Annotated in this window: 20 protein-coding genes and 1 pseudogene; 14 read left to right on the top strand and 7 right to left on the bottom strand. The window is 68.6% G+C overall.

The features are described from left to right. Positions 1 to 11 precede the first annotated feature (11 nt). The 10 genes from CFB89_RS31230 to CFB89_RS31185 all read left to right on the top strand — a co-directional run bounded on the left by CFB89_RS31230 (position 12) and on the right by CFB89_RS31185 (position 12,176). Positions 12 to 968 carry an ABC transporter permease gene (locus CFB89_RS31230; RefSeq protein WP_089471318.1) on the top strand — a complete coding sequence of 319 codons (957 nt, stop codon included), beginning with the start codon at positions 12 to 14 and terminating at the stop codon, positions 966 to 968. Continuing rightward, the gene (locus CFB89_RS31225; RefSeq protein WP_089471317.1) at positions 968 to 2,842 is read left to right on the top strand and encodes an ABC transporter ATP-binding protein; all 1,875 of its coding nucleotides are present in this window, start codon (positions 968 to 970) and stop codon (positions 2,840 to 2,842) included. The genes CFB89_RS31230 and CFB89_RS31225 overlap by 1 nt, the downstream gene beginning before the upstream one ends. Positions 2,843 to 2,981: 139 nt before the next feature. Further along, a complete protein-coding gene (locus CFB89_RS31220) occupies positions 2,982 to 4,316 on the top strand; it encodes an FAD-binding oxidoreductase (RefSeq protein ID WP_089471316.1) in 1,335 nt (444 codons plus the stop codon). Between the two features lie 23 nt (positions 4,317 to 4,339). Next, complete coding sequence (locus CFB89_RS31215) at positions 4,340 to 4,771, top strand: helix-turn-helix domain-containing protein (protein WP_089471315.1); 432 nt, start codon at positions 4,340 to 4,342, stop codon at positions 4,769 to 4,771. Positions 4,772 to 4,890: 119 nt separating this feature from the next. Next, complete coding sequence (locus CFB89_RS31210; RefSeq protein ID WP_089471314.1) at positions 4,891 to 5,625, top strand: cupin domain-containing protein; 735 nt, start codon at positions 4,891 to 4,893, stop codon at positions 5,623 to 5,625. A gap of 2 nt (positions 5,626 to 5,627) precedes the next feature. Then, entirely contained in the window at positions 5,628 to 6,953 is a 1,326-nt protein-coding gene (locus CFB89_RS31205; protein WP_089471313.1) for an FAD-binding oxidoreductase, read from the top strand. A 150-nt stretch (positions 6,954 to 7,103) separates the two neighbouring features. Beyond that, the gene (locus CFB89_RS31200) at positions 7,104 to 8,381 is read left to right on the top strand and encodes an FAD-binding oxidoreductase (RefSeq protein WP_089471312.1); all 1,278 of its coding nucleotides are present in this window, start codon (positions 7,104 to 7,106) and stop codon (positions 8,379 to 8,381) included. Beyond that, on the top strand, positions 8,378 to 9,835 hold the full coding sequence (locus tag CFB89_RS31195) for an aldehyde dehydrogenase family protein (RefSeq protein ID WP_089471311.1): 1,458 nt from the start codon (positions 8,378 to 8,380) through the stop codon (positions 9,833 to 9,835). The genes CFB89_RS31200 and CFB89_RS31195 overlap by 4 nt, the downstream gene beginning before the upstream one ends. A gap of 69 nt (positions 9,836 to 9,904) precedes the next feature. Beyond that, on the top strand, positions 9,905 to 11,092 hold the full coding sequence (locus CFB89_RS31190; protein WP_089471710.1) for a M20 aminoacylase family protein: 1,188 nt from the start codon (positions 9,905 to 9,907) through the stop codon (positions 11,090 to 11,092). Between the two features lie 181 nt (positions 11,093 to 11,273). Then, complete coding sequence (locus CFB89_RS31185) at positions 11,274 to 12,176, top strand: GNAT family N-acetyltransferase (RefSeq protein ID WP_089471709.1); 903 nt, start codon at positions 11,274 to 11,276, stop codon at positions 12,174 to 12,176. 28 nt (positions 12,177 to 12,204) lie between these two features. On the opposite strand, the pseudogene CFB89_RS31180 reads toward CFB89_RS31185, so the two are convergent. Continuing rightward, positions 12,205 to 12,348: pseudogene (locus CFB89_RS31180) on the bottom strand (cupin domain-containing protein); the annotation flags it as partial. A 208-nt stretch (positions 12,349 to 12,556) separates the two neighbouring features. After that, the gene (locus tag CFB89_RS31175; RefSeq protein ID WP_089471708.1) at positions 12,557 to 13,420 is read right to left on the bottom strand and encodes an SDR family oxidoreductase; all 864 of its coding nucleotides are present in this window, start codon (positions 13,418 to 13,420) and stop codon (positions 12,557 to 12,559) included. Between the two features lie 110 nt (positions 13,421 to 13,530). On the opposite strand from CFB89_RS31175, the gene CFB89_RS31170 reads away from it, so the two are divergent. Then, entirely contained in the window at positions 13,531 to 14,436 is a 906-nt protein-coding gene (locus CFB89_RS31170) for a LysR family transcriptional regulator (protein ID WP_089471310.1), read from the top strand. A 109-nt stretch (positions 14,437 to 14,545) separates the two neighbouring features. Here the strand turns inward: CFB89_RS31170 and CFB89_RS31165 are convergent, their stop codons facing one another. Further along, the gene (locus CFB89_RS31165; RefSeq protein WP_089471707.1) at positions 14,546 to 16,054 is read right to left on the bottom strand and encodes a diguanylate cyclase; all 1,509 of its coding nucleotides are present in this window, start codon (positions 16,052 to 16,054) and stop codon (positions 14,546 to 14,548) included. A gap of 327 nt (positions 16,055 to 16,381) precedes the next feature. Between CFB89_RS31165 and CFB89_RS31160 the strand changes: the two genes are divergently transcribed. Continuing rightward, complete coding sequence (locus CFB89_RS31160; protein WP_089471309.1) at positions 16,382 to 17,677, top strand: MFS transporter; 1,296 nt, start codon at positions 16,382 to 16,384, stop codon at positions 17,675 to 17,677. A 55-nt stretch (positions 17,678 to 17,732) separates the two neighbouring features. Continuing rightward, on the top strand, positions 17,733 to 18,515 hold the full coding sequence (locus tag CFB89_RS31155) for a substrate-binding domain-containing protein (protein ID WP_089471308.1): 783 nt from the start codon (positions 17,733 to 17,735) through the stop codon (positions 18,513 to 18,515). A 24-nt stretch (positions 18,516 to 18,539) separates the two neighbouring features. On the opposite strand, the gene dctA is transcribed toward CFB89_RS31155, so the two are convergent. Continuing rightward, on the bottom strand, positions 18,540 to 19,874 hold the full coding sequence (gene dctA, locus CFB89_RS31150; protein ID WP_089471307.1) for a C4-dicarboxylate transporter DctA: 1,335 nt from the start codon (positions 19,872 to 19,874) through the stop codon (positions 18,540 to 18,542). A gap of 34 nt (positions 19,875 to 19,908) precedes the next feature. Beyond that, positions 19,909 to 20,832 (bottom strand): LysR family transcriptional regulator, encoded by a 924-nt coding sequence (locus tag CFB89_RS31145; RefSeq protein ID WP_089471306.1) that lies wholly within the window; start codon positions 20,830 to 20,832, stop codon positions 19,909 to 19,911. A gap of 83 nt (positions 20,833 to 20,915) precedes the next feature. Between CFB89_RS31145 and CFB89_RS31140 the strand changes: the two genes are divergently transcribed. Further along, positions 20,916 to 21,524, top strand: coding sequence for a hypothetical protein (locus CFB89_RS31140; protein WP_089471305.1), 609 nt, complete (start codon positions 20,916 to 20,918; stop codon positions 21,522 to 21,524). A 15-nt stretch (positions 21,525 to 21,539) separates the two neighbouring features. Here the strand turns inward: CFB89_RS31140 and CFB89_RS31135 are convergent, their stop codons facing one another. Beyond that, the gene (locus CFB89_RS31135) at positions 21,540 to 21,965 is read right to left on the bottom strand and encodes an Hsp20/alpha crystallin family protein (RefSeq protein ID WP_179233566.1); all 426 of its coding nucleotides are present in this window, start codon (positions 21,963 to 21,965) and stop codon (positions 21,540 to 21,542) included. A gap of 36 nt (positions 21,966 to 22,001) precedes the next feature. Next, entirely contained in the window at positions 22,002 to 22,445 is a 444-nt protein-coding gene (locus CFB89_RS31130) for an Hsp20/alpha crystallin family protein (RefSeq protein WP_089471303.1), read from the bottom strand. Positions 22,446 to 22,790 lie beyond the last annotated feature (345 nt).

Below are 22,790 nucleotides of genomic sequence, written 5' to 3'. Positions count from 1 at the left end.
AGATGCCGCCCATGCAACCGATCGAACCCGTACAACGCAGCAGCGCGCTGCCGCCCTCCGGCGACCCGCCCCTGGGGCGGGGCAGCATGCCGCCTGCCGCGCCTGCCCCCGAACAGCCGCGCAAGCGTCGCGCCGCGCGCATCGCCTTGACCACCGGCGGCCGCGTCGGGCTCGCGATGGCCGGCCTGATGCTGTTCGTCGCGGTGTTCGCGCCGCTGATCGCGCCGCATGACGTCGGCACGATCGTCACGCCGGACGTGTTCGCGCCGTTCAGCGCGAAGCTGCCGTTCGGCTCCGACTTCCTCGGCCGCGACATGCTGAGCCGGATCCTGTACGGCACGCGGCTGACCGTGCTGCTCGCGCTGGCCGCGGTGCTGCTCGCCGCGGTGACCGGCACGACGCTCGGGCTGCTCGCGACGGTGTCGGGCCGCGCGGTCGACGAGACGATGAGCCGGCTGCTCGATGCGCTCACGTCGATTCCGTCGAAGATGTTCGCGCTGATGTTCGTCGCCGCGTTCGGCTCGTCGCTGCCGCTGCTGGTCCTCACCGCCGCGGTCAGCTACATGCCCGGCTCGTACCGGATCGCGCGCGCGCTGGCCGTCAACATCAGCACGCTCGAATTCGTGCAGGTGGCCAAGGCGCGCGGCGAAAGCGCGCTGTACATCGCGTGCGTCGAGATGCTGCCGAACATGATCCACCCGATGCTGGCGGACACCGGGCTGCGCTTCACGTTCGTCGTGCTGCTGCTGAGCGGCCTGAGCTTTCTCGGGCTTGGCGTGCAGCCGCCTTACGCGGACCTCGGCTCGCTCGTGCGCGAGAACATCGCGAGCCTCGGCGACGGCTCGGCCGTCGCGATCATTCCCGCGGTCGCGATCGCGATCCTGACGGTGGGCGTCAACCTGATGATCGACGGCCTGCCGCATCGCGGCCGCCGCAAGGGCGCGGCCGGCGCCGCCGGAGGACACTGATGCGACACGAATCGAATCCGCTCGTCGAGGTGCGCGGGCTGCGCGTGGTCGGCGGCCGGCCCGGTGGCGAGGAAACGACGATCGTCCACGGCGTCGACTTCGAGATCGGGCGCGGCGAGGTGCTCGCGCTGATCGGCGAATCGGGCTCCGGCAAGACGACGATCGCGTTGTCGCTGATGGGCCATGCGCGCACCGGATGCCGGATCGCCGGCGGCTCGGTGAAGCTCGACGGCACCGACGTGTGCACGCTGTCCGCGGCGGCGCTGACCGCGCTGCGCGGCCGCAAGGTCGCGTATATCGCGCAGAGCGCGGCTGCCTCGTTCAACCCGTCGCGCACGATTCTCGACCAGGTGATCGAGAGCGCGCTGATCCACAAGACGATGACGAAGCGCGACGCGCAGGCGAAGGCGATCGAGCTGTTTCGCGCGCTCGCGCTGCCGGAGCCGGAGACGATCGGCAAGCGCTATCCGCACCAGGTGTCGGGCGGGCAGCTGCAGCGGCTGATGGCCGCGATGGCGCTGATCACCGATCCGGAGCTGGTGATTCTCGACGAGCCGACCACCGCGCTCGACGTGACCACGCAGATCGACGTGCTGCAGGCGTTCAAGAACGTGATCAAGCGCTACGGGATGAGTGCGGTGTACGTGTCGCACGACCTGGCCGTGGTCGCGCAGATGGCCGACCGGATCGTCGTGCTGAGCGACGGCGTAATCCGCGAGGCGGGCGACACCGAACAGATCCTGCATGCGCCGACGCACCCGTACACGCAGAGCCTGATCGCGGCGGTCACGCCGAACGACGCCGAACGCACCGCGCAAGCACAGGCAGCGGAGCCGGCCGCGCCGGCGCCGCTGCTCGACGTGCGCGGCGCGATCGCCGGCTACGGCGGCCGCGCCGCGAACGGCTGGCCCGCGAAGGTGATCCTGCACGAAGTCGACCTGCGCATCGGGCGCGGGCAGACGGTCGGCGTGATCGGAGAATCGGGTTCCGGCAAGACGACGCTCGCGAAGGTGATCGCGGGCCTCGTGCCGGCGACCGGCGGCACGATCCTGCTCGACGGCGAGCCGCTCGCGCGCGACATCGCCAAGCGCACCAAGGAGCAGCACCGCCGCGTGCAGATCGTGTTCCAGAACGCCGATACCGCGCTCAACCCGGTGCACACCGTCGAGCGCACGCTCGCACGGCCGCTCGCGTTCTACCACGGGATCAAGGGCGCGCGCGCACGCCAGCGCGTCGCGGAACTGCTCGAACTCGTGCGGCTGCCGCCGGCGGTGGCGTCGCGGCGGACCGGCGAGCTGTCGGGCGGGCAGAAGCAGCGCGTGAACCTCGCGCGCGCGCTCGCGGCCGAGCCCGACCTGATCCTGTGCGACGAGGTCACGTCGGCGCTCGACACCGTGGTCGGCGCCGCGATCATCGAACTGCTGCGCGACCTGCAGGCGAAGCTCGGCGTGTCGTACGTGTTCATCACGCACGACATCGCGAAGGTGCGCGCGATCAGCGACGACATCGTCGTGCTGTATGCGGGCCGCCGCGTGGAGACGGGCAGCCGCGACGCGCTGTGCGCGCCGCCTTATCACCCGTATTCGCATTTGCTGGTGTCGTCCGCGCCGGAGTTGCGCGCGGGCTGGCTCGACGCTGCGGCCGAGCGTTGCCACCGGCCGCTGGTGCCGATCGGCGAGCGCGAGAACGACGCCGAGCTGTGTCCGTTCCTGTCGCGCTGCGCGATGCGCGTGGACGGCGTGTGCAACCGGACGGCCCCGTCGCTGCGCACGCTCGGCAACGGCGCGCAGGTGCTGTGCCATCGCAGCGAGGAAGATCTCGCGAGTTTCCAGGCGGAGCCGGTTCCCGCGGATGTCGCGCCGGTGCGGCTGTAGCGCGTGGCGCGCGAATCGTTCATCGCGCGGTGCGGTGGACGGCCCGCCGCATAGTCTGCCGCGGCGGTCGCGCAAAACGGCAATTTGCACGCGTGCCGCGCGCGAATACGCGGCAACTGCGGTTTTTGACGGTGATTAAATGATTCTCATTGAACGATCGCCGATCGTCGTTGCGGAAATGCTCGAGAAGGATCCGATGAAACTGGAATCGTACTGGCTGGATACCCGCCCCGCGTTTCGCGACGGCAGCGTTGGGCCCGTCGAAGGGCGCGCCGACGTGGTCGTGATCGGCGGCGGTTTCACCGGCTTGTCGGCGGCGCTCGCGCTCGCGCAGCGCGGCGTCTCGGTGGTCGTGCTGGAGGCCGCGCAGGTTGCGGGCGAAGCGTCCGGCCGCAACGGCGGCCAGTGCAATACGGGTGTCGCGCAGGACTACGCGTCGCTGGCGGCTCGCATCGGCGCTGCGCAGGCGAAGCAGTTTTATCTCGCGTACGAAAGCGCGGTGAAGAGCGTCGAGACGATCGTGACCGAACAGGCGATCGACTGCGATTTCCGGCGCGCGGGCAAGCTCAAGCTCGCCGCGAAGCCGCAGCATTTCGCGGGGCTCGCGAAGACGTTCGATGCGTTGCGGCGCGACGTCGATCCGGACATCGAACTGATCGAACCGCCGCGGATCCGCGATGAAATCGCGTCCGACGGTTTCCACGGCGGGCTCCTGCAGCGCAACGGCGCGCAGATGCACATGGGCAAGTTCGGCGTCGGCCTCGCGCAAGCGGCCGTGCGTGCCGGCGCACGCGTGTACGAGCACGCGGCCGTCACGCAGCTCGACCGGCTCGACGGCGAGCGCCACCGCGTCACCTGCGCCCGCGGCACGATCGTCGCCGATCGCGTGCTGGTCGCGACCGGCGCATCGCAGCACGGGCCGTTCGCGTGGTTCCGGCGGCGCATCGCGCCGGTCGGCAGCTTCATCGTCGTGACCGAGCCGCTGCCGGATGCGCAGCTGAACCGGCTGTTTCCGCACCGCCGCGCATACGTGACGTCGCGCCAGATCGGCAACTACTTCCGCGTGACGCCCGACAACCGGCTGCTGTTCGGCGGCCGCGCACGTTTCGCGATGTCGAGCCCGCGCTCCGACGCGAAGAGCGGCGACGTCCTGCGCGCCGGCATGGCCGGCTACTTCCCGGAACTGGCCGGCGTGCGCCTCGACTACTGCTGGGGCGGCCTCGTCGACATTACCGCCGACCGGCTGCCGCGCGCGGGCCAGCACGACGGGCTCTATTACTCGATGGGCTACAGCGGCCACGGCGTGCAGATGTCGGTGCACATGGGCCGCGTGATGGCCGACGTGCTGTATGGCGCGGCCGCGTCGAATCCGTGGCGCGAGCTCGAATGGCCGGCGATACCCGGCCATTTCGGGCACGCGTGGTTCCTGCCGCTCGTCGGCGCGTATTACCGGATGCAGGATTTCCTGCATTGAAGCAAGCGCCGGGAGAACTCGACATGACAGTGCAATTCGTGGGCTCGCCGCGTGTCGCGCGGCCCGTGTCGCCGGCGATCGGCGACGTGCTGCGCACGATCGATGCATCGTTCGCGCAGCCGCTGAACCTCGACACGCTCGCGGCGGTGGCCGGGTTGAGCGTGTCGCGTTTCACCGCGCGCTTTCGCAGCGAAACCGGGCTGTCGCCGCACCGGTATCTGTGTCTCGTGCGGATACGGCGGGCGCAGGACCTGTTGCGCGCCGGTCTCGCGCCGTCGGTCGTCGCGACCGACGTCGGCTTCTTCGATCAGAGCCATCTGTGCCGGCATTTCCGGCGCGTGCTCGGGATCACGCCGCGCGATTACGTGGTCGCCAGAACGGGCGGCGCGCCGGTGCGAACGCCATCGACGCGCTTGCGCGGCGAACGCCGCGATGCGTCGTGTCACGCGGCGTAACACGTGCATGGACGACATGCCCCGCTGAGGATGTCCGGCAGGCGAGCCGGCGAACGACGATTTCCGATATCGCGTGACCGCTTTCGAACGAATCCGTCACGCACTGCACAGGAGCAGAAATGACCGCAGTTTTCGTGTTGCACCGGGCCGACGGCGCACCGTCTTCCACCGCGTTCCGCAAGCAGGCGTTCGGCGCGAGCGATCCGTTCGCGTCGCATCGCGAGATCGCGTGGGAAGGCCCCGACGCGATGGCCGCGGGGCGCATCGGCTTCGTCGGCGAACTGGACGTGCCGAGTTTTCCGCACATCGAAACCTTCGTCGTCGTCGAAGGCGAACTGACGCTCGAAGCGGCCGGGGCCGCGCCGCTGGTGCTCGGCCCGCGGCAAGGCGTCGTGATCGGCCGCGGCACCGCGCTGCGCATCGCCGCGCAATCCCCCGTGCTGCTGACGTTCTGCTCGGCAGCGTGCGAGACACCGACGAAACGAGGCCTCTTCGCGCTGCACGCCGACGCGAACTTCAAACCGTCCGCCACGCTGCCGGCCGACGTGCTGCTCGGCCCCGCGCCGCAATGCCGCAGCGACAACGTGTTCACCGACGACGGCGCCGGGTACTGCGCGGGCACGTGGGATTCGACGCCGTATCACCGGATCGTCCGGCCGCATCGCGCGAACGAGTTCATGTTCCTGCTGGACGGCGGCGTCCGGTTCGCGGCGCCCGACGGCAGCGTGCAGGCGCTCGGTAACGGCGACGCGCTGTTCGTGCCGCGCGGCGCGTCGATCGGGTGGGAAAGCAGCGAACGCGTGGCGAAGTTCTACGTGATGCAGAACGTCAAACCCTCCACCGAACGAGACTGAGCATGTCCCCTCCGCTGCGCCATATCGAAACCTTGTCCACGCCGCCGGCCGCGGCCGACGTCGTCGTGATCGGCGGCGGCATCATCGGCGTCTTCACCGCCTACTACCTGGCCCGCCGCGGCATATCGGTCGCGCTCGTCGAGAAGGGGCGCATCGGCGCCGAACAGTCGAGCCGCAACTGGGGCTGGTGCCGCCAGCAGAACCGCGACGCGCGCGAGTTGCCGATGGCGAGCAAGAGCATCGATCTGTGGGAACGGTTCGCCGCCGAATCCGGAGAAGACACCGGCTTTCATCGCTGCGGGCTGCTGTATCTCAGCAACGACGAGGCCGAGCTGTCCCGCTGGGCCAGCTGGGGTGAATTCGCGAAGACCGCGGGCGTGACCACCTACATGCTCGACAGCAAGCAGGCCGCCGAGCGCGGACGGGCAACCGGGCGGCAATGGAAGGGCGGCGTGTTCTCGCCGACCGACGGCACGGCCGATCCAGGCAAGGCCGCGCCGGCCGTGGCCGCCGCGCTGATCAAGCTGGGCGGCAGTGTCCACCAGCACTGCGCGGCGCGCGGCATCGAGCTCGAAGGCGGCCGTGTCGCCGGCGTCGTCACCGAGGCCGGCGTCATCAAGACCCGAACGGTCGTGATGGCCGGCGGCGCATGGGCGTCGTCGTTCTGCCGCCAGCTCGGCATCCGGTTTCCGCAAGCGTCGATCCGTCAGTCGATCCTGAGCGTGTCGCCCGTCGATACGCCGCTGCCGGGTGCGATGTACACGTCCGGCGTGTCCATCACGCGCCGCTGCGACGGACGCTACGCGTTGGCGATCAGCGGCCGCGCGCGCGTGGACCTGACGCCGCAGTTCCTGCGCTTCGCGCCGCAATTCGTGCCGATGTTCGCGAAACGCTGGCGCAATCTGCTGCCGGGCGGCCTCGAAGGCGTGCGCGGCGGTCATGAAACGTTGAAGCGCTGGCGCCTGGACGCGCCGACGCCGATGGAAGCCGTGCGCATTCTCGATCCGAAGCCCGACATGCCGACGGTCGCCGAAACGTACCGCCGCGCATCCGAACTGTTGCCCGAATTGCGCGAGGCGAAGATCACGCATGCGTGGGCCGGATACGTCGACAGCACGCCGGACGGCGTGCCGGGCATCGGCGAAGTGCCGGGCGTGCCGGGGCTGATCCTCGCCGCGGGGTTTTCGGGGCACGGCTTCGGGATCGGCCCGGGCGCCGGGCACCTGATCGCCGATCTCGCGTCCGGTGCGGAGCCGTTCGTGGACCCGACGCCGTACCGGCCCGGCCGGTTCAGCGAGTCCGCCTGGGGCAAGGTCGCGGATTTCTGATGCAGGGCGCGTCGCGCCGATGCGGGGGGGCGGCCTGCGGACGACGTGCTTCGATCCGGATCGCGGGCAAGCGACCGGTCGGCGCGGCGGACGTTCGGCAGCCTGGCAGCGCAGTGCGGTGCGGTGCGATGGACAGCTTAGGAGTGCCTGATGCGTTTCAGTTCCTACTGGCTCGATACGTCGGAGCCATTCGTGAGCAGCTCGCCGGCGTTGCATGACGGAAATTGCGACGTGGTGGTGGTCGGCGGCGGGATCACCGGTTCGGCCGCCGCGCTGGCGCTGGCCAAGAAAGGCGCGCGCGTGATCGTCTGCGAGGCGGGCACCGTCGGGCAGGCGGCATCGGGACGCAACGGCGGCATGTGCAACAACGGCTTCGCGCAGGATTACGCGTCGCTGTCGCAGCGCCTCGGCACGGAACTGGCCAACCGGCTCTATCTCGCGTTCGACGCGGGCGTCGACACGGTCGAGCGGCTGGTCAGGGAGGAGTCGATCGATTGCGATTTCGTCCGCCGCGGCAAGCTGAAGCTCGCGGCGAAGCCCGAGCATTACAACAAGCTCGTGCGCAGTCAGGCGCTGCTCGCGGCGAGCGTGGACCCCGACACGCGCGTGGTCACGAAGGCGGAGCTGCGCGACGAGATCGGCTCGGATCGTTATCACGGCGGGCTGCTGTTCGGCAAGAGCGCCGGGATGCACGTCGGCCGTTACGTGCGCGGCCTCGCGCGCGCCGCGCAAGCCCGCGGCGCGCATATTCTCGAGCATGCGCCGGTGCTCGGCCTGCATAGGCAAGCGGGCGGCGCGTACGCGGTGCGTACGCCGCTCGGCGAGATCCGCGCGCGCCAGGTGCTGCTCGCGAGCGGCATTTCGCAGGTGGGGCCGTTCGGCTGGGTTCGCCGCCGGATCGTGCCGGTCGGCGCGTTCATCATCGTCACGGAGCCATTGCAGAACGACCTGCTCGACCGCTTGCTGCCGACGCGCCGGATGGCCACCGACACGAAGAACTTCGTGAATTTCTTTCGCGTCACGCCCGACAACCGGATGCTGTTCGGCGGGCGCGCGCGTTTTGCCGCGTCGAATCCGCGCTCCGACGAAAAGAGCGGGGCGATCCTGCGGCAGCAGATGGCCGCCGTGTTTCCCGAGCTGGCCGACGTACGCATCGACTACTGCTGGGGCGGGATGGTCGACATGACGGCCAACCGGCTGCCGCGCGCGGGCGAGCGCGACGGCGTTTACTACTCGATGGGCTATAGCGGCCACGGCACGCACATGGCCACGCTGATGGGCACGTTGATGGCCGAGATCATGGACGGACGCGCCGATCTGAACCCGTGGAAAGGTTTCGACTGGCCCGCGATTCCGGGCCACTTCGGCAAACCGTGGTTTCTGCCGTTCGTCGGCGCCTGGTATCGACTCAAGGACACTCTTCAATGAATTCCCCTGTTGTTCACCTGATGCAAGCCGGCCGGCTGGATCGCTTCTTCATCGACGGCGACTGGGTCATGCCCGAAGGCGGCGATCGGTTTGCCGTCATCAGCCCGTCCACGGAGGGCACGCTGGGCGAGATCCCGCTCGGCAGCGCGCGCGACGCCGATCGCGCGGTGCAGGCCGCGCGCCGTGCGTTCGAACGCTGGTCCGCGACTTCACCGCAGGAACGCGCGGCGTTGCTCGACCGCATCCATGCGCTGATGCTGGCGCGCGCCGAGTTGTTCGCCACTGCGCTCGCGCTGGAGATGGGCGCGCCGATCGGCTATGCGCGCGGCGCGCACGTGCCGCTCGCGGCCGAACATATCCGCGTCGCACGCGACAACCTCGCGCGCTACCCGTTCGTCGAACGGCGCGGCACGACCGCGGTCGCGCGCGAGCCGATCGGCGTATGTGCGCTGATCACCCCGTGGAACTGGCCGATCTACCAGATCACCGCGAAGGTCGGGCCGGCGCTCGCGGCCGGCTGCACGGTGGTGCTGAAGCCGAGCGAGCTGTCGCCGCTCAGCGCGCTACTGTTCGCGGAAGTGGTTGCCGAGGCGGGCGTGCCCGCCGGCGTATTCAACCTCGTGAGCGGTAGCGGCGAAACGGTGGGCGCCGCGCTGTCGTCGCATCCGGAGGTCGACATGGTGTCGATCACCGGCTCGACGCGCGCCGGCGTGCTCGTCGCGCAGGCGGCGGCGGCGACCGTCAAGCGCGTCGCGCAGGAACTGGGCGGCAAGTCGCCGAATATCGTGTTGCCGGATGCGGACCTGTCGCGTGCGATCCCGCCCGGCGTGGCCGCCGCGTTCCGCAACATGGGGCAGTCGTGCAGCGCGCCGACCCGCATGATCGTGCCGCGCGCCGTGCTCGGTGACGTCGAGGCGCTGGCCGTCGCGACCGCGCAAACGCTCGTGGTCGGCGATCCGTTCGACGAAGCCACGACGCACGGGCCGCTCGCCAATCGCGCGCAGTTCGGGCGCGTTGCGCAGATGATCGACGTAGGCATCGACGAACGCGCGAAGCTGATCGCAGGCGGCCCCGGCCGGCCCGCGGGGCTCGACCGCGGCTTTTATGCGCGGCCGACGATTTTCTCCGAGGTGCGCACCGACATGGCGATCGCGCAGCAGGAGATCTTCGGCCCGGTGCTCGCGATCCTGCCTTACGACACCGTGGACGAAGCGGTCGCGATCGCGAACGATACGGTCTACGGGCTCGGCGCGCACGTGCAGGGTCCCGACAAGGAGCGTGCACGCGCGGTGGCCGCGCGTATCCGCGCCGGCCAAGTGCACTTGAACTACCCGGCATGGGACCCTCAGGCGCCGTTCGGCGGATACAAGCAGTCGGGCAACGGCCGCGAGTACGGGATCGAAGGGATGGAGGAATACATGGAAACCAAGTCGATCGTCGGCTATTACGACTGACGCAGCCACGGCGCGCGATTCGCGCCGGCAGTACAGTTGGAAGCCCGCTACATTCCGAAGGTGCCGAAATTGGACAATCCCGTCATCCCCGACTCGTCGCTGCATGCGCATCACGCGCACTGGGCGAAGCTGCGCCGCGACCTGCATGCGCATCCCGAGTTGCGATTCGAAGAACACCGGACGGCCGACGTCGTCGCCCGCGAGCTCGAGGCGCTCGGCTATGCGGTGTCGCGCGGGCTCGGCGGCACGGGCGTCGTCGCGAGCCTGCCCGGTGCGGATCCGCGCCGCGGCATCGTGTTGCGCGCCGATCTGGATGCGCTGCCGATCCACGAAGCCAACGACTTCGCTCACGCGTCGTGCACGCACGGGATCATGCACGCGTGCGGCCATGACGGCCATACCGTGATGTTGCTCGGCGCCGCACGCGTGCTGAAGGAACTGCCGCAGTTGCCCGGCACCGTTCATTTCGTGTTTCAGCCGGGCGAAGAGGGCGGCGCGGGCGCGCGCCGGATGATCGACGACGGGCTGTTCGAGCAATACCCGACGGAAGCGGTGTTCGGCATGCACAACTGGCCTGGTCTGCCGGCCGGGCATTTCGGGTTGCGCACCGGCGCGATCATGGCCGCCGGCTCGCGCTTCAGGATCACGGTGACGGGCAAGGGCGCGCACGCGGCGCAGCCGCATCTGGGCATCGATCCGGTGCCGCTCGCATGCTCGATGGTGCTGCAGTGCCAGACCATCGCCGCGCGGCACAAGGATCCCGTCGACCCGGCGGTCATTTCCGTCTGCATGTTCCATGCGGGCACGACGGACAACGTGATTCCCGACACCGCCGAGCTGCGCGGCACGATCCGCACGCTGTCGTCGGCCTTGCAGCAGAAGCTGCAGCGCGACGTGCGGCTCGCGTGCGAAGGGCTCGCGGGAGCCTATGGCGCGCAGGTCGACGTGGAGTTTTTCCAGTACTACCCGGCGACGGTCAACACGCCGGCCGAGACGGCGCTGTGCGAAGCGGTGATTCGCGACACGTTCGGCGACGCGCGCGTCGATCGCGACGTGCCGCCGAACATGACCTCCGAAGATTTCGGCTTCATGCTGGAGGAACGGCCGGGCGCGTACGTGTTGATCGGCAATGCGCAGGACGGCGCGAGCGCACCGGCGCTGCATCACCCGAAATACGACTTCAACGACGAGATCATTCCGGCCGGCGTCCGCTATTGGGTCGCGCTGGCGCAGCATTACTTCGCGCGATCGCCGTGATGCGTCGGGCGGCGTGGAAACCGGTCGACGTCCGGTCGTCGGGCGCACGCGCCAATCGGCGAGATCCGGGCATCTCGAACATCGGGACGCAAACGTCGATTTGCCGTCCCTTCGATATGAGCACGCCGCATTTTTCTTGCGTGCCGCATTGCAAAACAACACCGTTTGGAAGGACTGCTTGATGCAACAGGAACACGAAATGAACGAGGCCGGCGCGACGTCGGCGCTTCACTACCGCGGATTCACCGCGGCGGACGTCCCCGCCGCCCATGCGCTTTCCACGGCGCTTCGCTGGCCGTTCCGGGCGGAAGACTGGCAGTTTTCCGCGGAAACGTCGACCGCATTCGCGGCCGAGGAAAACGGCGTCGTCATCGGCACGGCGATGTGCTGGAAGTACGGTGGGGATCGCGCGGCGATCGGGCATGTGATCGTCTCCGACGCGCATCAGGGCCGCGGAATCGGCCGCAAGCTGATGGAGACGCTCCTCGACGAACTGGGGCCGCGCATCACGTTCCTGCACGCGACGCCGGCCGGTCGGCCGCTCTACGAGAAACTGGGGTTCACCGTGTGCGGCTCGCTGGGCCAATATCAGGGGAACGTGGATCGGCCCGCCGCCGTCGCGGTGCCCGACGGCGAGCGTCTGCGTGCGGGTTCGCCGACCGACTGGCCACGTCTGGTCGAACTCGACGCGCGTGCGTCCGGCCTCGAGCGCGAAGCGCTGTTGTCCGCGTTGCAGGCGCGGGGAGAAAGCGTCGTGCTCGAACGCGACGGCGAGATCGTCGGGTTTTCGGTGCTGCGGCGCTTCGGTCGCGGTTACGTGGTCGGTCCGGTGGTCGCGCCGCGTTCGAGCGACGATGCGCGCGCGAAGGCGCTGATCGGCTATTGGCTGACGAAACGCGACGGCGAATTCGTGCGTATCGATGTGCCCGACGGGAGCAGTTTGCCGGACTGGTTGAGCGAACAGGGACTGAAGCAGGTGGATACCTGTTCGAAGATGGTTCGCAACGCGCCGGCCGCGGCACACGAGGGCGCGGCCGACCCGATAGTCGGACTGTACGGGCTGGTCAGTCAGGCGATGTTGTAGCCGTCGGCCGCCGCCGCGCCCGGCGAATTCAGCGCGCCCGGCCCAGTTGCTCGTCGATCGTGCGCGTCAGCGGCGACTGGACGTCGCCGGTATGCCGGGTCTGCACGGGCTCGATCAGCACGATCCAGCATTCGTCGTCGGCGACCGGATTGTGCGGCGTGCCGCGCGGCACGAACAGGCGATTATATTGACGCCGCCGCTTCGCTGCCAGATGTCGGGATGCCGCGAAATCCGCCGCGCACGCGGCGATGCCACCCCGTGGCCGCGTCGCCGGCGACGGCCGGGTGACCGGATGGACGAACCGGCCGCGCGTGCGGCCGGTGCAACCGCTTGGCGACTGCCTGCTCTGCCGCCCGATGCACGAACGCTCGGCATCGCCCTCAACGCACGAGCGCGGCCACGAAGTCGCGATACGTCCGCAGCGGGCGGCCGAGGATCGCGGTCAGCCGTTCGACGTCGCCGGCCTCCGGCACCATCCCGTCGCTGACGTAGCGCTCGGCCATCAGCCGCATTTCGTATGCCATCCATTTCGGCATGAATTTCGCGAAATTGTCTTCGAACGGCGTGGGATCGTCGCCGCCATAGGCAACCGGGCGCCCGAGCGTGTCCGACCAGATCGACGCCAGTTGCGGGCCGGTCAGCGTGTCGGGCCCCACCAGGTTGAGGGTGTCGACCGGCAGCTTGCCCGGCGCATCGTGGCGGCGGATCAACTCGATCGCCGCGACTTCCGCGATGTCGCGCACGTCGACCATCGCGACGCCCTTGCCGCCGATCGGCATCGGGTACACGCCGTGCCCGACGATCACGTCCTTGACCATCGCATCGTTGTCCATGAAATACGAGGCCCGCAGGATCGTCGCGCTGAAACCCGTCTGCTCGATCATCCGCTCCGCGCCGGATTTCACCGCGAAGTGCGGCACGTTCACGAAGCGGTCGGCGTGCAGGACCGACAGATAGACGACGCGCTCGATGCCCGATTCGCGGGCGAGGTTCAGCGCGATCAGCGCCTGCGTGAATTCGTCGCCCGCCACGCCGTTGAGCAGGAATAGCGCGCGTACACCGGAGAAGGCCGCCCGCAACGCGTCGACGTCGAGCATGTCGCCCTGCGCGACGGTCACGGCCGCGGGAAAGTCGGCCTTGGCCGGATCGCGCACCAGCACGCGCACGTCGGCGCCACGATCGACAAGTTGGCGGACGAGCTGGCGGCCGATACGGCCGGTGGCGCCGGTAACGAGAATGGTCATGATGTTCACTCCTGAGATAACGATGGGATTGACTGCACACGTAAGTTAGGTGATCCACATACGATCCGGAAGGTGTGATAAATAGACGTGTCGTCTCACTGGTGGAACACATGGACCTGCTCGCTCTCGCCGATTTCAATCTCGTCGCCCGCCATGGCAGCTTCGGGGAGGCCGCACGGGTCGCCGATCGCCCGAAGGCGACGCTGTCGCGCCGTGTCGCGGAACTGGAGAACAGCCTGTCGCTGCGTTTGTTCGAGCGCGGCTCGCGCGGCGTGAAGCTCACGCAGGAAGGGCGCGCGCTCTACGAGCGGACGGGCGCGTTGCTCGCGGAGCTGGCCGACAGCGCGTCGGCGATCGCAGCGGGGAGCGAGCGGCCGCGCGGCCGGTTGCGCATCAGCGCGCCGATGCTGTTTTCCCAGTTCGCGATGGGGAAGCTGGTGGCGACGTTCGCGCTGAAATACCCGGACGTTCGGCTGGAGGTAACGACCGAAGACCGGCCCGTCGACATGATCGAGGAAGGGTACGACCTCGTGATCCGCGTGAACCCGGACCCCGACGAAAGCCTGATCGGGCGCGTGATCCTGCGCGACCGGCTGGTCGTCGTCGCGAAGCCCGCGCTGGCGCGGCCCGGCGGCGACGCGCCCACGCCGGCACCGGCCGTGGTGCGCGGCGCGAACGACACGCGCACTGCATGGGAGGTCGCCGGGCCGGCCGGGGCCGCGCGCATCCCGGTCGAACCGGTGGCGCGGCTGTCGTCGCTGAGCATGGTGCGCGATACGGTCCGTCTCGGCCTGGGCGCCGCGTGCCTGCCGATATCGCTCGTGGGCCGCGACCTGGACGCCGGCACGCTCGTCAGTTGGGGCGACGTGCCGGGTTCCGATATCGCGCTGTGGGCGCTGTATCCGTCCAGGCGATTATTGAGCGCGCGCGTGTCCGCGTTTCTCGATCACCTGAAGGACGCGTTTCCGTCGGGCGAGCCGGAAGAACTGGCGGCGTATATCGAACCCGGGCAGTGAAACGGCCGCGGTCGCGGCAGCGCACGCGCGTGGCCGCGACGTTCCGAGCGGGATGCCGTCGGAACCGGCGCCGCGCGTGCTGCCGTCGGTCCCGGTCGAACCGGCGCTTTCACACCGGGTCCGTCTGCGCGCAACACACGCGGTTCCTGCCTTCGCGCTTTGCGCGGTAGAGCGCCATGTCCGCCTGGTGCGACAGCGCGAGCATGGACGCATGCCGCGTGCGCCGGCCGGTCGCGCAGCCGATGCTGACCGTGAAAGCCGGCACGGTTTCCGCAAACCCGTCGAGCCGGTTGCGTTCGACTTCGCGGCGAATCGCTTCGGCAACCTGTGCGGCGCCGTTTTCATCCGTATCGGGCAAGACCGCGACAAATTCCTCGCCGCCGTAGCGCGCGGCGAGGTCGCCGCGCCGCCGCGTATGCGCGCGGATGCATTCGGCGAGAAAGCGCAGCGCGGTGTCGCCCTGCGCGTGCCCGTGCCGGTCGTTGTACTGCTTGAAGTGATCGGCGTCGATGAACAGCACCGACAGGGTGCCGCCGCTGCCGCGCTGCAGCCGCTCCCATTCATCGGCCAGCGCGGTATCGAGCGCGCGACGGTTGCGCAAGCCGGTCAACGGATCGGTACGCGTGAGATCGGTCAGCAGCGTCTGCTTGTGGAAGTTGTCGCGCAACGCGAAGGCCAGCAGCCAGACCACCGCGCAGAACAATGCGCAGATCACGGATGCCGACACGCCGACCGCCCACGACAGGCGCCGGATGCCGGCCAGCACGTCGTCTTCGGCCGGCGCGACGACCGCGATCAGCGGGGTGCCCGGTATCCGCTGGTAGGTATAGAGCCGCACGGTGCCGTCGATGCTCGAACGCGCGGGATAGAAGCCCGATTCGCTGTTCACCATCCGCTTGAAGGATGTCGAGCGACGCAGGCGTTTCATCTGGCCGTCGTTCAACGACGGGTTTCTCGCGAGGATCGTGCCGTCCGCGCGTACGATCGCGCTGACCCCGTTCGGCCCGACGTCCAGACGGGACAGCAACTGCTCGAAGTAAGCGAGATCGACGGCGACGACCGCGATTCCGTCGAACGTATGATCCGGCCGCTCGACGCGCCGCGACAGCGCGATGGACTCCTTGCCGCCGCGCGAGCGGGCGCGATAGGGCTGGGACACGTAGAGCCCGACGTCGTCCGCATCGCGATGGACCTTGAAGTAGTCGCGATCGCTGAAGTCCCAGCGGTGGACCGTGCCGCAACACCCGTCGATCAGCCGGCCTTGCCTGTCGGTCACGCCCATGCCGGTCATGTATTGCGCCGCGGTGCGCTCGAACAGCAGATCGTGCCGCAGCCCGGCGTCCATGCGCTGCACGGCCGGCTTGCCGAGATCGGCCGCCAGCGCGAGCAGCGCGGTGTTCGACGTGTCGACCGTCCTCGATATCTGGCTCGCGAGCACGGCGACGACGTTGCGCGACGTCTCGTGCGCATGCTCGATGATTCCGCTGCGCGCGACCCACAGCGTCACCGCGCTGATCGCGAGCGCCGCAAGCGACATCAGCGTGCCCAACGCGCCGACGACGAACGGGTGGCGTCCGGCCCAGTCGGCGATTTTCTCGATCGAAGTGAATGCGGGCATGCTCGCGCTCGTTTTGAGACGCCGGCTGCACGTGCGCCGGCGCGGGTCCAATTCTGGTTAACGGCACGGTTAATGAAAAATCGAGGCCGCCCGTCGACAGCCCATCGACGACCGCGGCCCGACGCGACGACGCAAACGTGTGCGGCCATGCGGCGGGACGGCCCGAGCGCGGCCCGGCCCCACGCAGATCACGTCGATTGATAACCGGACTGCATCAATCCTTCCAAAAATCGCACTTATCGTTTGATCGATCCCGCGCCAACATGCCGGAAAACGACAATCGACCAGCCCCTCCCGCGTATTCCAGGATTTTCAGGAGACACCCAGATGCACCCCTCGTCCAGCCTTCCGGCCGAACGCTCGAAGGCCGCCGCGATCTTTCGCGTCACGGCCGGCAATTTTCTCGAGCAGTTCGACTTCTTCCTGTTCGGCTTCTACGCCACGCAGATCGCCAACGTCTTCTTCCCCGCGCAAAGCGAATTCGCATCGTTGATGATGACCTTCGCCGTGTTCGGCGCCGGCTTCCTGATGCGCCCGCTGGGCGCGATCGTGCTGGGCGCGTACATCGACGAGGTCGGCCGCCGCAAGGGCCTGATCGTCACGCTGTCGATCATGGCGAGCGGCACCATCCTGATCGCGTTCGTCCCCGGCTACGCGACGATCGGGCTGCTCGCGCCCGTGCTCGTGTTGATCGGCCGCCTGCTGCAGGGTTTCTCCGCGGGCGCCGAACTGGGCGGCGTGTCGGTCTATCTCGCCGAGCTGGCGACGCCCGGCCGCAAGGGCTTCTTCACGAGCTGGCAATCGGCCAGCCAGCAGGTGGCGATCGTCATCGCGGCGGCCCTCGGCTTTGCGCTCAATCAGTGGCTGAGCACGTCGCAGATCGCCGCCTGGGGATGGCGCGTGCCGTTCTTCGTCGGCTGCATGATCGTGCCGTTCATCTTCCTGCTGCGCCGCAACCTGCAGGAAACCCAGGAGTTCAAGGCCCGCCAGCATCGTCCGGGCATGAAGGAAGTGTTCGCTACGCTGGTGCAGAACTGGGGCGTCGTGATCGCCGGCATGATGCTGGTCGCGATGACCACTACGAGCTTCTACCTGATCACCGTCTACGCGCCGACCTTCGGCAAGACCGTGCTGCACCTGAGCACCGCCGACAGCCTGCTCGTGACGCTCTGCGTCGGCGTGTCGAACTTCGTGTGGCTGCCGATCGGCGGGGCGCTGTCCGACCGGATCGGCCGTCGGCCGCTGCTGGTCGGCATGACGATGCTCACCGTGGTGACCGCCTATCCGGCGCTGTCGTTCCTCGCTCACGCGCCGTCGTTCGCCAACATGCTGCTCGTCCTGCTCTGGCTGTCGTTCATGTACGGGATCTACAACGGTGCGATGGTCGTCGCGCTCACCGAAGTGATGCCGGTGCAGGTGCGCGTCGCGGGCTTCTCGCTCGCGTACAGCCTCGCGACGGCCGTGTTCGGCGGTTTCACGCCGGCCATCTCGACCGCGCTCATTCACGCGACGGGCGACAAGGCCGCACCGGGTTACTGGATGAGCTTCGCCGCCGTGTGCGCGCTGCTCGCGACGTTCGCGCTCTATCGTCACCGCACGGCGACGTTGACGCCCGCGCATTGATGTCCGGCCCATCCGCAACGTTCATCCCCACCCACGCATCCGCACGACCCCGACCATGAGAAACCTGTTCCTGAAATGCTGCGCGACCGCGCTCGTTGCCACCGCGGCGGTGGCGGCCAACGTCCAGGCCGCCGAATTGCACGTGATGAGTTCGGGCGGCTTCACCGCCGCCTACAAGGTGCTCGGCCCGCGATTCGCGTCCACGACGGGCAATACGCTCGCGACCGCGCTCGGCCCGTCAATGGGCAAGTCGCCCGAAGCGATTCCGAACCGGCTCGCGCGCGGCGAGCCCGCCGACGCCGTGATCATGGTCGGCTACGCGCTGGACGATCTGATCAAGCAGGGCAAGGTCATCCCCGACTCCCGCGTCGATCTGGCCGACTCGCGCATCGGCATGGTCGTGCGCGACGGCGCGGCCAAGCCCGACATCAGCACCCCCGAAGGGCTCAAGCAGGTGCTGCTGCACGCGAAGTCGATCGCCTATTCGGACAGCGCGAGCGGCGTGTATATCGAGCGCGAGCTGTTCAAGAAGCTCGGCATCGAGGAGCAGGTGAAGTCGAAGGCGAAGATGATTCCGCGGATTCCAGTGGCGTCGGTCGTCGCGAACGGCGACTACGAAATCGGCTTCCAGCAGGTCAGTGAGCTGCTGCCCGTCAAGGGCGCGGCCTTCGTCGGCAAGATTCCCGAATCGCTGCAGTCCGTCACGCGCTTCGCCGCCGGCATCCCGGTCGGCGCGCAGCATCCGAAGGAAGCGAAGGCGTTGCTCGACTATCTCGCGTCGCCCGGCGTGCAGGCCGACGTGAAAGCGACCGGCCTGGATTCCGTTTCCGCGCACTGAGCCCGATCGACGGGAGGGCGCGCATCAGATCGTCTTCCCGTCGCGAGCGCCGCCGCCGTCCGCCGCGGCGCTGTCTTCATCGGCCGCGTCCGGCAACGCCGGCCCGGCCGCCGCGAGCCGCTGCACCAGACGCGTCCGGTCGCACGCACCTTCCCACATCGACACGAAAATCACCGCGCACGTGTTGCTGATCACGCTGGTCAGCGCGCGCGCTTCGGACATGAAGCGATCGATGCCGACCAGCAGCGCAACCCCGGCGATGGGCAGGTCGGGCATCACCGCGAGCGTCGCGACCAGCGCGACGAGCCCGCTGCCGGACACGCCGGCCGCGCCCTTGGACGTGACCAGCATGATCGCGAGCATCGTCGCGACCTGCGGCGCGGAAAGCGGGACGTCGCAGGCCTGCGCGATGAACAACGCCGCGAGCGTCAGATAAATCGCGGTGCCGTCCAGATTGAACGAATAACCGGCCGGCAGTACCAGCCCCACGACGCCCTTGTCGCAGCCGAGCGCTTCCAGCTTGACGATCAGGCGCGGCAGGACCGGCTCGGTGGACGAGGTCGCGAGCACGATCAGCAACTCTTCGCGCAGATAGCGCAGGAGCCGCCACAGCGCGAAGCCGTGCAGTCGCGCGAGCGGGGCGAGCACCAGCGCGACGAACAGCGCGCAGGCCACGTAGAAGCACACCATCAGCTTCGCGAGCGAGCCGACCGAGCCGATGCCGAAGCGGCCCACCGTGAACGCCATCGCGCCGAACGCGCCGAGCGGCGCGAGCCGCATGATCATCGCGAGCACGCGAAAGACGACCTGCGCGATGCCGTCGATCAGCGCAAGCACGGGCCGGGCGGCGCGCGGATGCGCATTCAGCGAGAAGCCGAACAACAGCGAGAGCAGCAGCACCGGCAACACTTCGCCGGTCGCGAACGCGCCGAGCATCGTGTCCGGAATCACGCCGAGCGCGAACGCCACCAGGCTGCGCGGCTCCGCATGCTTCGCATACGGCGCGAGGATGCTCGCATCCAGATGACGGACGTCGACGTGCATGCCGGCGCCCGGTTGCAGCACGTAGGCGGCGGCGAGCCCGAACGCGAGCGCGGCGGCCGTCAACAGATAGAAGAGCGCGAGCGCCCGCGCGATCGTGCGGCCGATGGCCCGCCCGTTCGACAGCGACGTGATGCCCGACACGATCGTGCAAAAGACGATCGGCGCGATGGTCATTTTCACGAGCGCGACGAATGCGTCGCTGAGCGGCTTGAGCATCGCGCCCGCCGCCGGCCACACGTGACCGATGCCGATGCCGAGCATCATCGCGAGCAGGACCTGCACGTAAAGCGATTTGAACAGCCGGGTCCACCTCACGATGCCGCCTTCCTTGGTTTCCGTTCCGTCGTCGTCATGCCGATGTACCGTCGCCGTCGGCGCCGCCGCGCTTCGCGTCGACGATCATCCGGTGAAACGCCTCGGCAGCCGGCGTCAGCGAGCGCCCGCGCCGCTTGACGATGCCCACGCGCCGTTTCACGGCCGGCTCGACGAGCGGCACGCTCGTGAGGACAGGGTGGTCATACCCCGGCATCGCCATCGACGGCACCGCGGCGACGCCGAGCCCGGCCTCGATCAGCCCGAGCAGCGTCGTGACGTGGCGCGCCTCGCAGACGCTCGGCTTGCGCGGCGCGACGGCCGCCAAGGCTTGGTCGAGCAGCAGGCGGTTGCCGGACGTCTTGTCCACCGACACGTAATCGTGCTCGTAGAGTTCGTTCCAGGTCACGCGCTTCTTGCGCGCGAGCGGGTGGTCGCGGCGACAGGCGGCGACGAACCGTTCCTGGAGCAGCACCTTGAACTCGACCTCCGCCTCCTGGCTGCCGATGAAGCTCACGCCGAAATCCGCCTCGCCGCTGATGACCGCGCCCAGCACTTCGTTGGCGCTGGCGTCGAGCAGCTTCACCCGGATGCGCGGAAAGCGCTGATGATAGCGGGCGATGATGGGCGGCAGGAAGTAGTAGGCGACCGACGGCACGCACGCGATCGTCACATGGCCCAGGCGGCTCGACGACACGTCGCGGATGCCGAGCAGCGCGGCGTCGAGATCGTCGAGCAGTTGTTCGGCGCTCTGCGCGAACACGCGGCCGACGGTGGTGAGCGCGACGCGGCGCGTGGTGCGTTCGAACAGCCGCACGCCGAGCGCGTCCTCGAGCTTGTCGATCCGGCGGCTCAATGCGGGCTGGGAGAGGCTGACCGCTTCGGCGGCCTTGCGGAAACTGCCCGTTTCCACGACCGCGCGAAACGCCTGCAAGTCCGTCAAATCGAAATTGATGCCCACCGGCCACTCTCCGCCACTCAGATGCGCAGCATTTTGCATGATTCCGGCGGGGTCAGGCGTGTCGCGGCGTCCATGCGACGGCGTTGGCGTGGCGCGACACGACCGGGCGTTTCACCGGCCAGACGCTGAGCGCGCTCACGCTGGCGGTGCCGCCGGGTTCGGCCACGCTGGTCACGCTCGGCGCCGCCGATTTCGCGTCGATCCTGCCGACGGGGTCGGGCATTCCGAACAGCGGCAACCTGTCCGTGCTGGTCGGGCGGCTGCTCGCGGTGGTGCGCATGGCGACGTCGTTCGGCGTGGCCGGGCGGCCGTGGGTGCGGCAGAACTGGAGCGCGACCGGCAAGGACGAGGACGGCGGCCTGATGCGGGTGTCGTTGCCGGTGCGCGTCGGCGATCACGGGCTCGACAACAACGGCACGACCGGCTACTACCTCGGCGACGACTACGGCACGTTCTACGCGGCCCACGGCTATGCGCCGAGCCTCGGCACGCTGCGCCGGCTGCTGTCGTCCCGGGCGGACGGCATGGCCGCGCGGCTCGCGCAGGCCGTGCGCGAGCTGCCGCGGCGGCGCCTCCGGCGCCGAACCCCTACGTGGTCACGGATGCCACCTACACGCTGCCCGCCGAGGTTCCTGCAGCTGTGTCGCGTGGCGATCCGTCAGTCGGCGACGATCGAAATCGTCGCCGACTGACGGGGGCCGATACATTCACCCCGCCGTCACCTGGATCCGTCGCGGCTTCGCTTCTTCGCGCCGCGGGATGCGCAGTTTCAGCACGCCGTCGCGCAGTTGCGCGTCGATTCGCGACACGTCGACATCCGGGCTCAGCGTGAATGCGCGCGAGAAGTGCGGATGCTGCACTTCACCGTGTTGCAGACGCAATCCCGGTGGCGTCGGAACGACGGCCTCCGCGTCGATGGCGAGGCGGCCGTCGTGCACGCGAACGTCGAGCTTGTCGCGCGGCACGCCCGGCAGGTCCGCGTACAACGTGATGCCGTGCGCATCCTCGACGATATCGACGGCTGGCGCAATCCGCGTGCGCGGCGTGTCGCGCCGAGCCGGCTCGCGGTTCGTCACGGCCGTTCGCGTATCGGCCGGACGGGTGGTCAGTTCAGTGGTGTTCGTGTCACTCATGATGTCCTCCGTCATGCGTTCGTGACGCCGTGCTGTTTACTGGACGGTAATCGCCCGCGGCTTCGATGCTTCCGACTTGCCGACGCTGATCGTCAGGCAGCCGTTCGCATAGCGCGCGTCGATCTTGTCGGGGTCCGCGTGCTGCGGCAGTTCGACCACGCGGCGGAACGCGCCCATGAAGCGCTCGCTCGCGTAGATGCGCCGCTCGTCGTCGGTCGCGCCATCGTCCGGCGGCGTGCGCTCGCCGCTGATCGTCAGCAGCCGGCGATCGACGGAGATGTCGAGCTTCGCGGGGTCGAGACCCGGCGCGAACGCGACGATCTCGACCGTGTCGTCGGTGCTGCCGATATTGACCGGTGGAAATGCACCGGGACGCGGGGCGCGCAGACTGGTCGGAAAACCCGTGAACGCGCTGGCCATCTGCCGTTGCAGGCGGTCGAATTCCGCCAGCAGATCGGTGGGGAAGAAGATATCGCTCATGACTGGCTCCTGGGGGTGCTCCCTGCGAGGGAACGAACCGGACCACGCGCTCCAGTTCGTCCATCCGCGACAGGGTCGCTGACTAACAAATCGAAACACGCAGCGCGTCAACCGCGACTGCCTTGAGCGATACCTAAAATAGGATACGGCGCGTGAATTTCAAGGGGAGGGGCGGCGGCATTCCGTCGATACGTGCGTGTGCCCTGTGGGAAATCGTCGTCGGAGCGGCCGGCATGGTCGGCGTCGAGATGGCCGGGTCCGACATGCCGACGTTGCGCGGATCGGAGCACGGCGATAGAAGGCGGAATTTGCAATGGCACGCTGGAAAAGACGCGGCGGCGTCCC

The sequence above is a fragment of the Burkholderia sp. AU16741 genome, from assembly GCF_002223345.1.
In the GTDB taxonomy this organism is placed as follows: Bacteria; Pseudomonadota; Gammaproteobacteria; order Burkholderiales; family Burkholderiaceae; genus Burkholderia; species Burkholderia sola.
Note: the sequence above shows the minus strand (reverse complement) of the source record. Positions and strands in the feature narration are given on the sequence as shown.

Coding starts and splice junctions, on each gene's coding strand:
- CFB89_RS31230 (WP_089471318.1), top strand. CDS start 12: ATGCAACCGATCGAACCCGTACAACGCAGCAGCGCGCTGCCGCCCTCC.
- CFB89_RS31225 (WP_089471317.1), top strand. CDS start 968: ATGCGACACGAATCGAATCCGCTCGTCGAGGTGCGCGGGCTGCGCGTG.
- CFB89_RS31220 (WP_089471316.1), top strand. CDS start 2,982: ATGATTCTCATTGAACGATCGCCGATCGTCGTTGCGGAAATGCTCGAG.
- CFB89_RS31215 (WP_089471315.1), top strand. CDS start 4,340: ATGACAGTGCAATTCGTGGGCTCGCCGCGTGTCGCGCGGCCCGTGTCG.
- CFB89_RS31210 (WP_089471314.1), top strand. CDS start 4,891: ATGACCGCAGTTTTCGTGTTGCACCGGGCCGACGGCGCACCGTCTTCC.
- CFB89_RS31205 (WP_089471313.1), top strand. CDS start 5,628: ATGTCCCCTCCGCTGCGCCATATCGAAACCTTGTCCACGCCGCCGGCC.
- CFB89_RS31200 (WP_089471312.1), top strand. CDS start 7,104: ATGCGTTTCAGTTCCTACTGGCTCGATACGTCGGAGCCATTCGTGAGC.
- CFB89_RS31195 (WP_089471311.1), top strand. CDS start 8,378: ATGAATTCCCCTGTTGTTCACCTGATGCAAGCCGGCCGGCTGGATCGC.
- CFB89_RS31185 (WP_089471709.1), top strand. CDS start 11,274: ATGCAACAGGAACACGAAATGAACGAGGCCGGCGCGACGTCGGCGCTT.
- CFB89_RS31175 (WP_089471708.1), bottom strand. CDS start 13,420: ATGACCATTCTCGTTACCGGCGCCACCGGCCGTATCGGCCGCCAGCTC.
- CFB89_RS31170 (WP_089471310.1), top strand. CDS start 13,531: ATGGACCTGCTCGCTCTCGCCGATTTCAATCTCGTCGCCCGCCATGGC.
- CFB89_RS31165 (WP_089471707.1), bottom strand. CDS start 16,054: ATGCCCGCATTCACTTCGATCGAGAAAATCGCCGACTGGGCCGGACGC.
- CFB89_RS31160 (WP_089471309.1), top strand. CDS start 16,382: ATGCACCCCTCGTCCAGCCTTCCGGCCGAACGCTCGAAGGCCGCCGCG.
- CFB89_RS31155 (WP_089471308.1), top strand. CDS start 17,733: ATGAGAAACCTGTTCCTGAAATGCTGCGCGACCGCGCTCGTTGCCACC.
- CFB89_RS31135 (WP_179233566.1), bottom strand. CDS start 21,965: ATGAGTGACACGAACACCACTGAACTGACCACCCGTCCGGCCGATACG.
- CFB89_RS31130 (WP_089471303.1), bottom strand. CDS start 22,445: ATGAGCGATATCTTCTTCCCCACCGATCTGCTGGCGGAATTCGACCGC.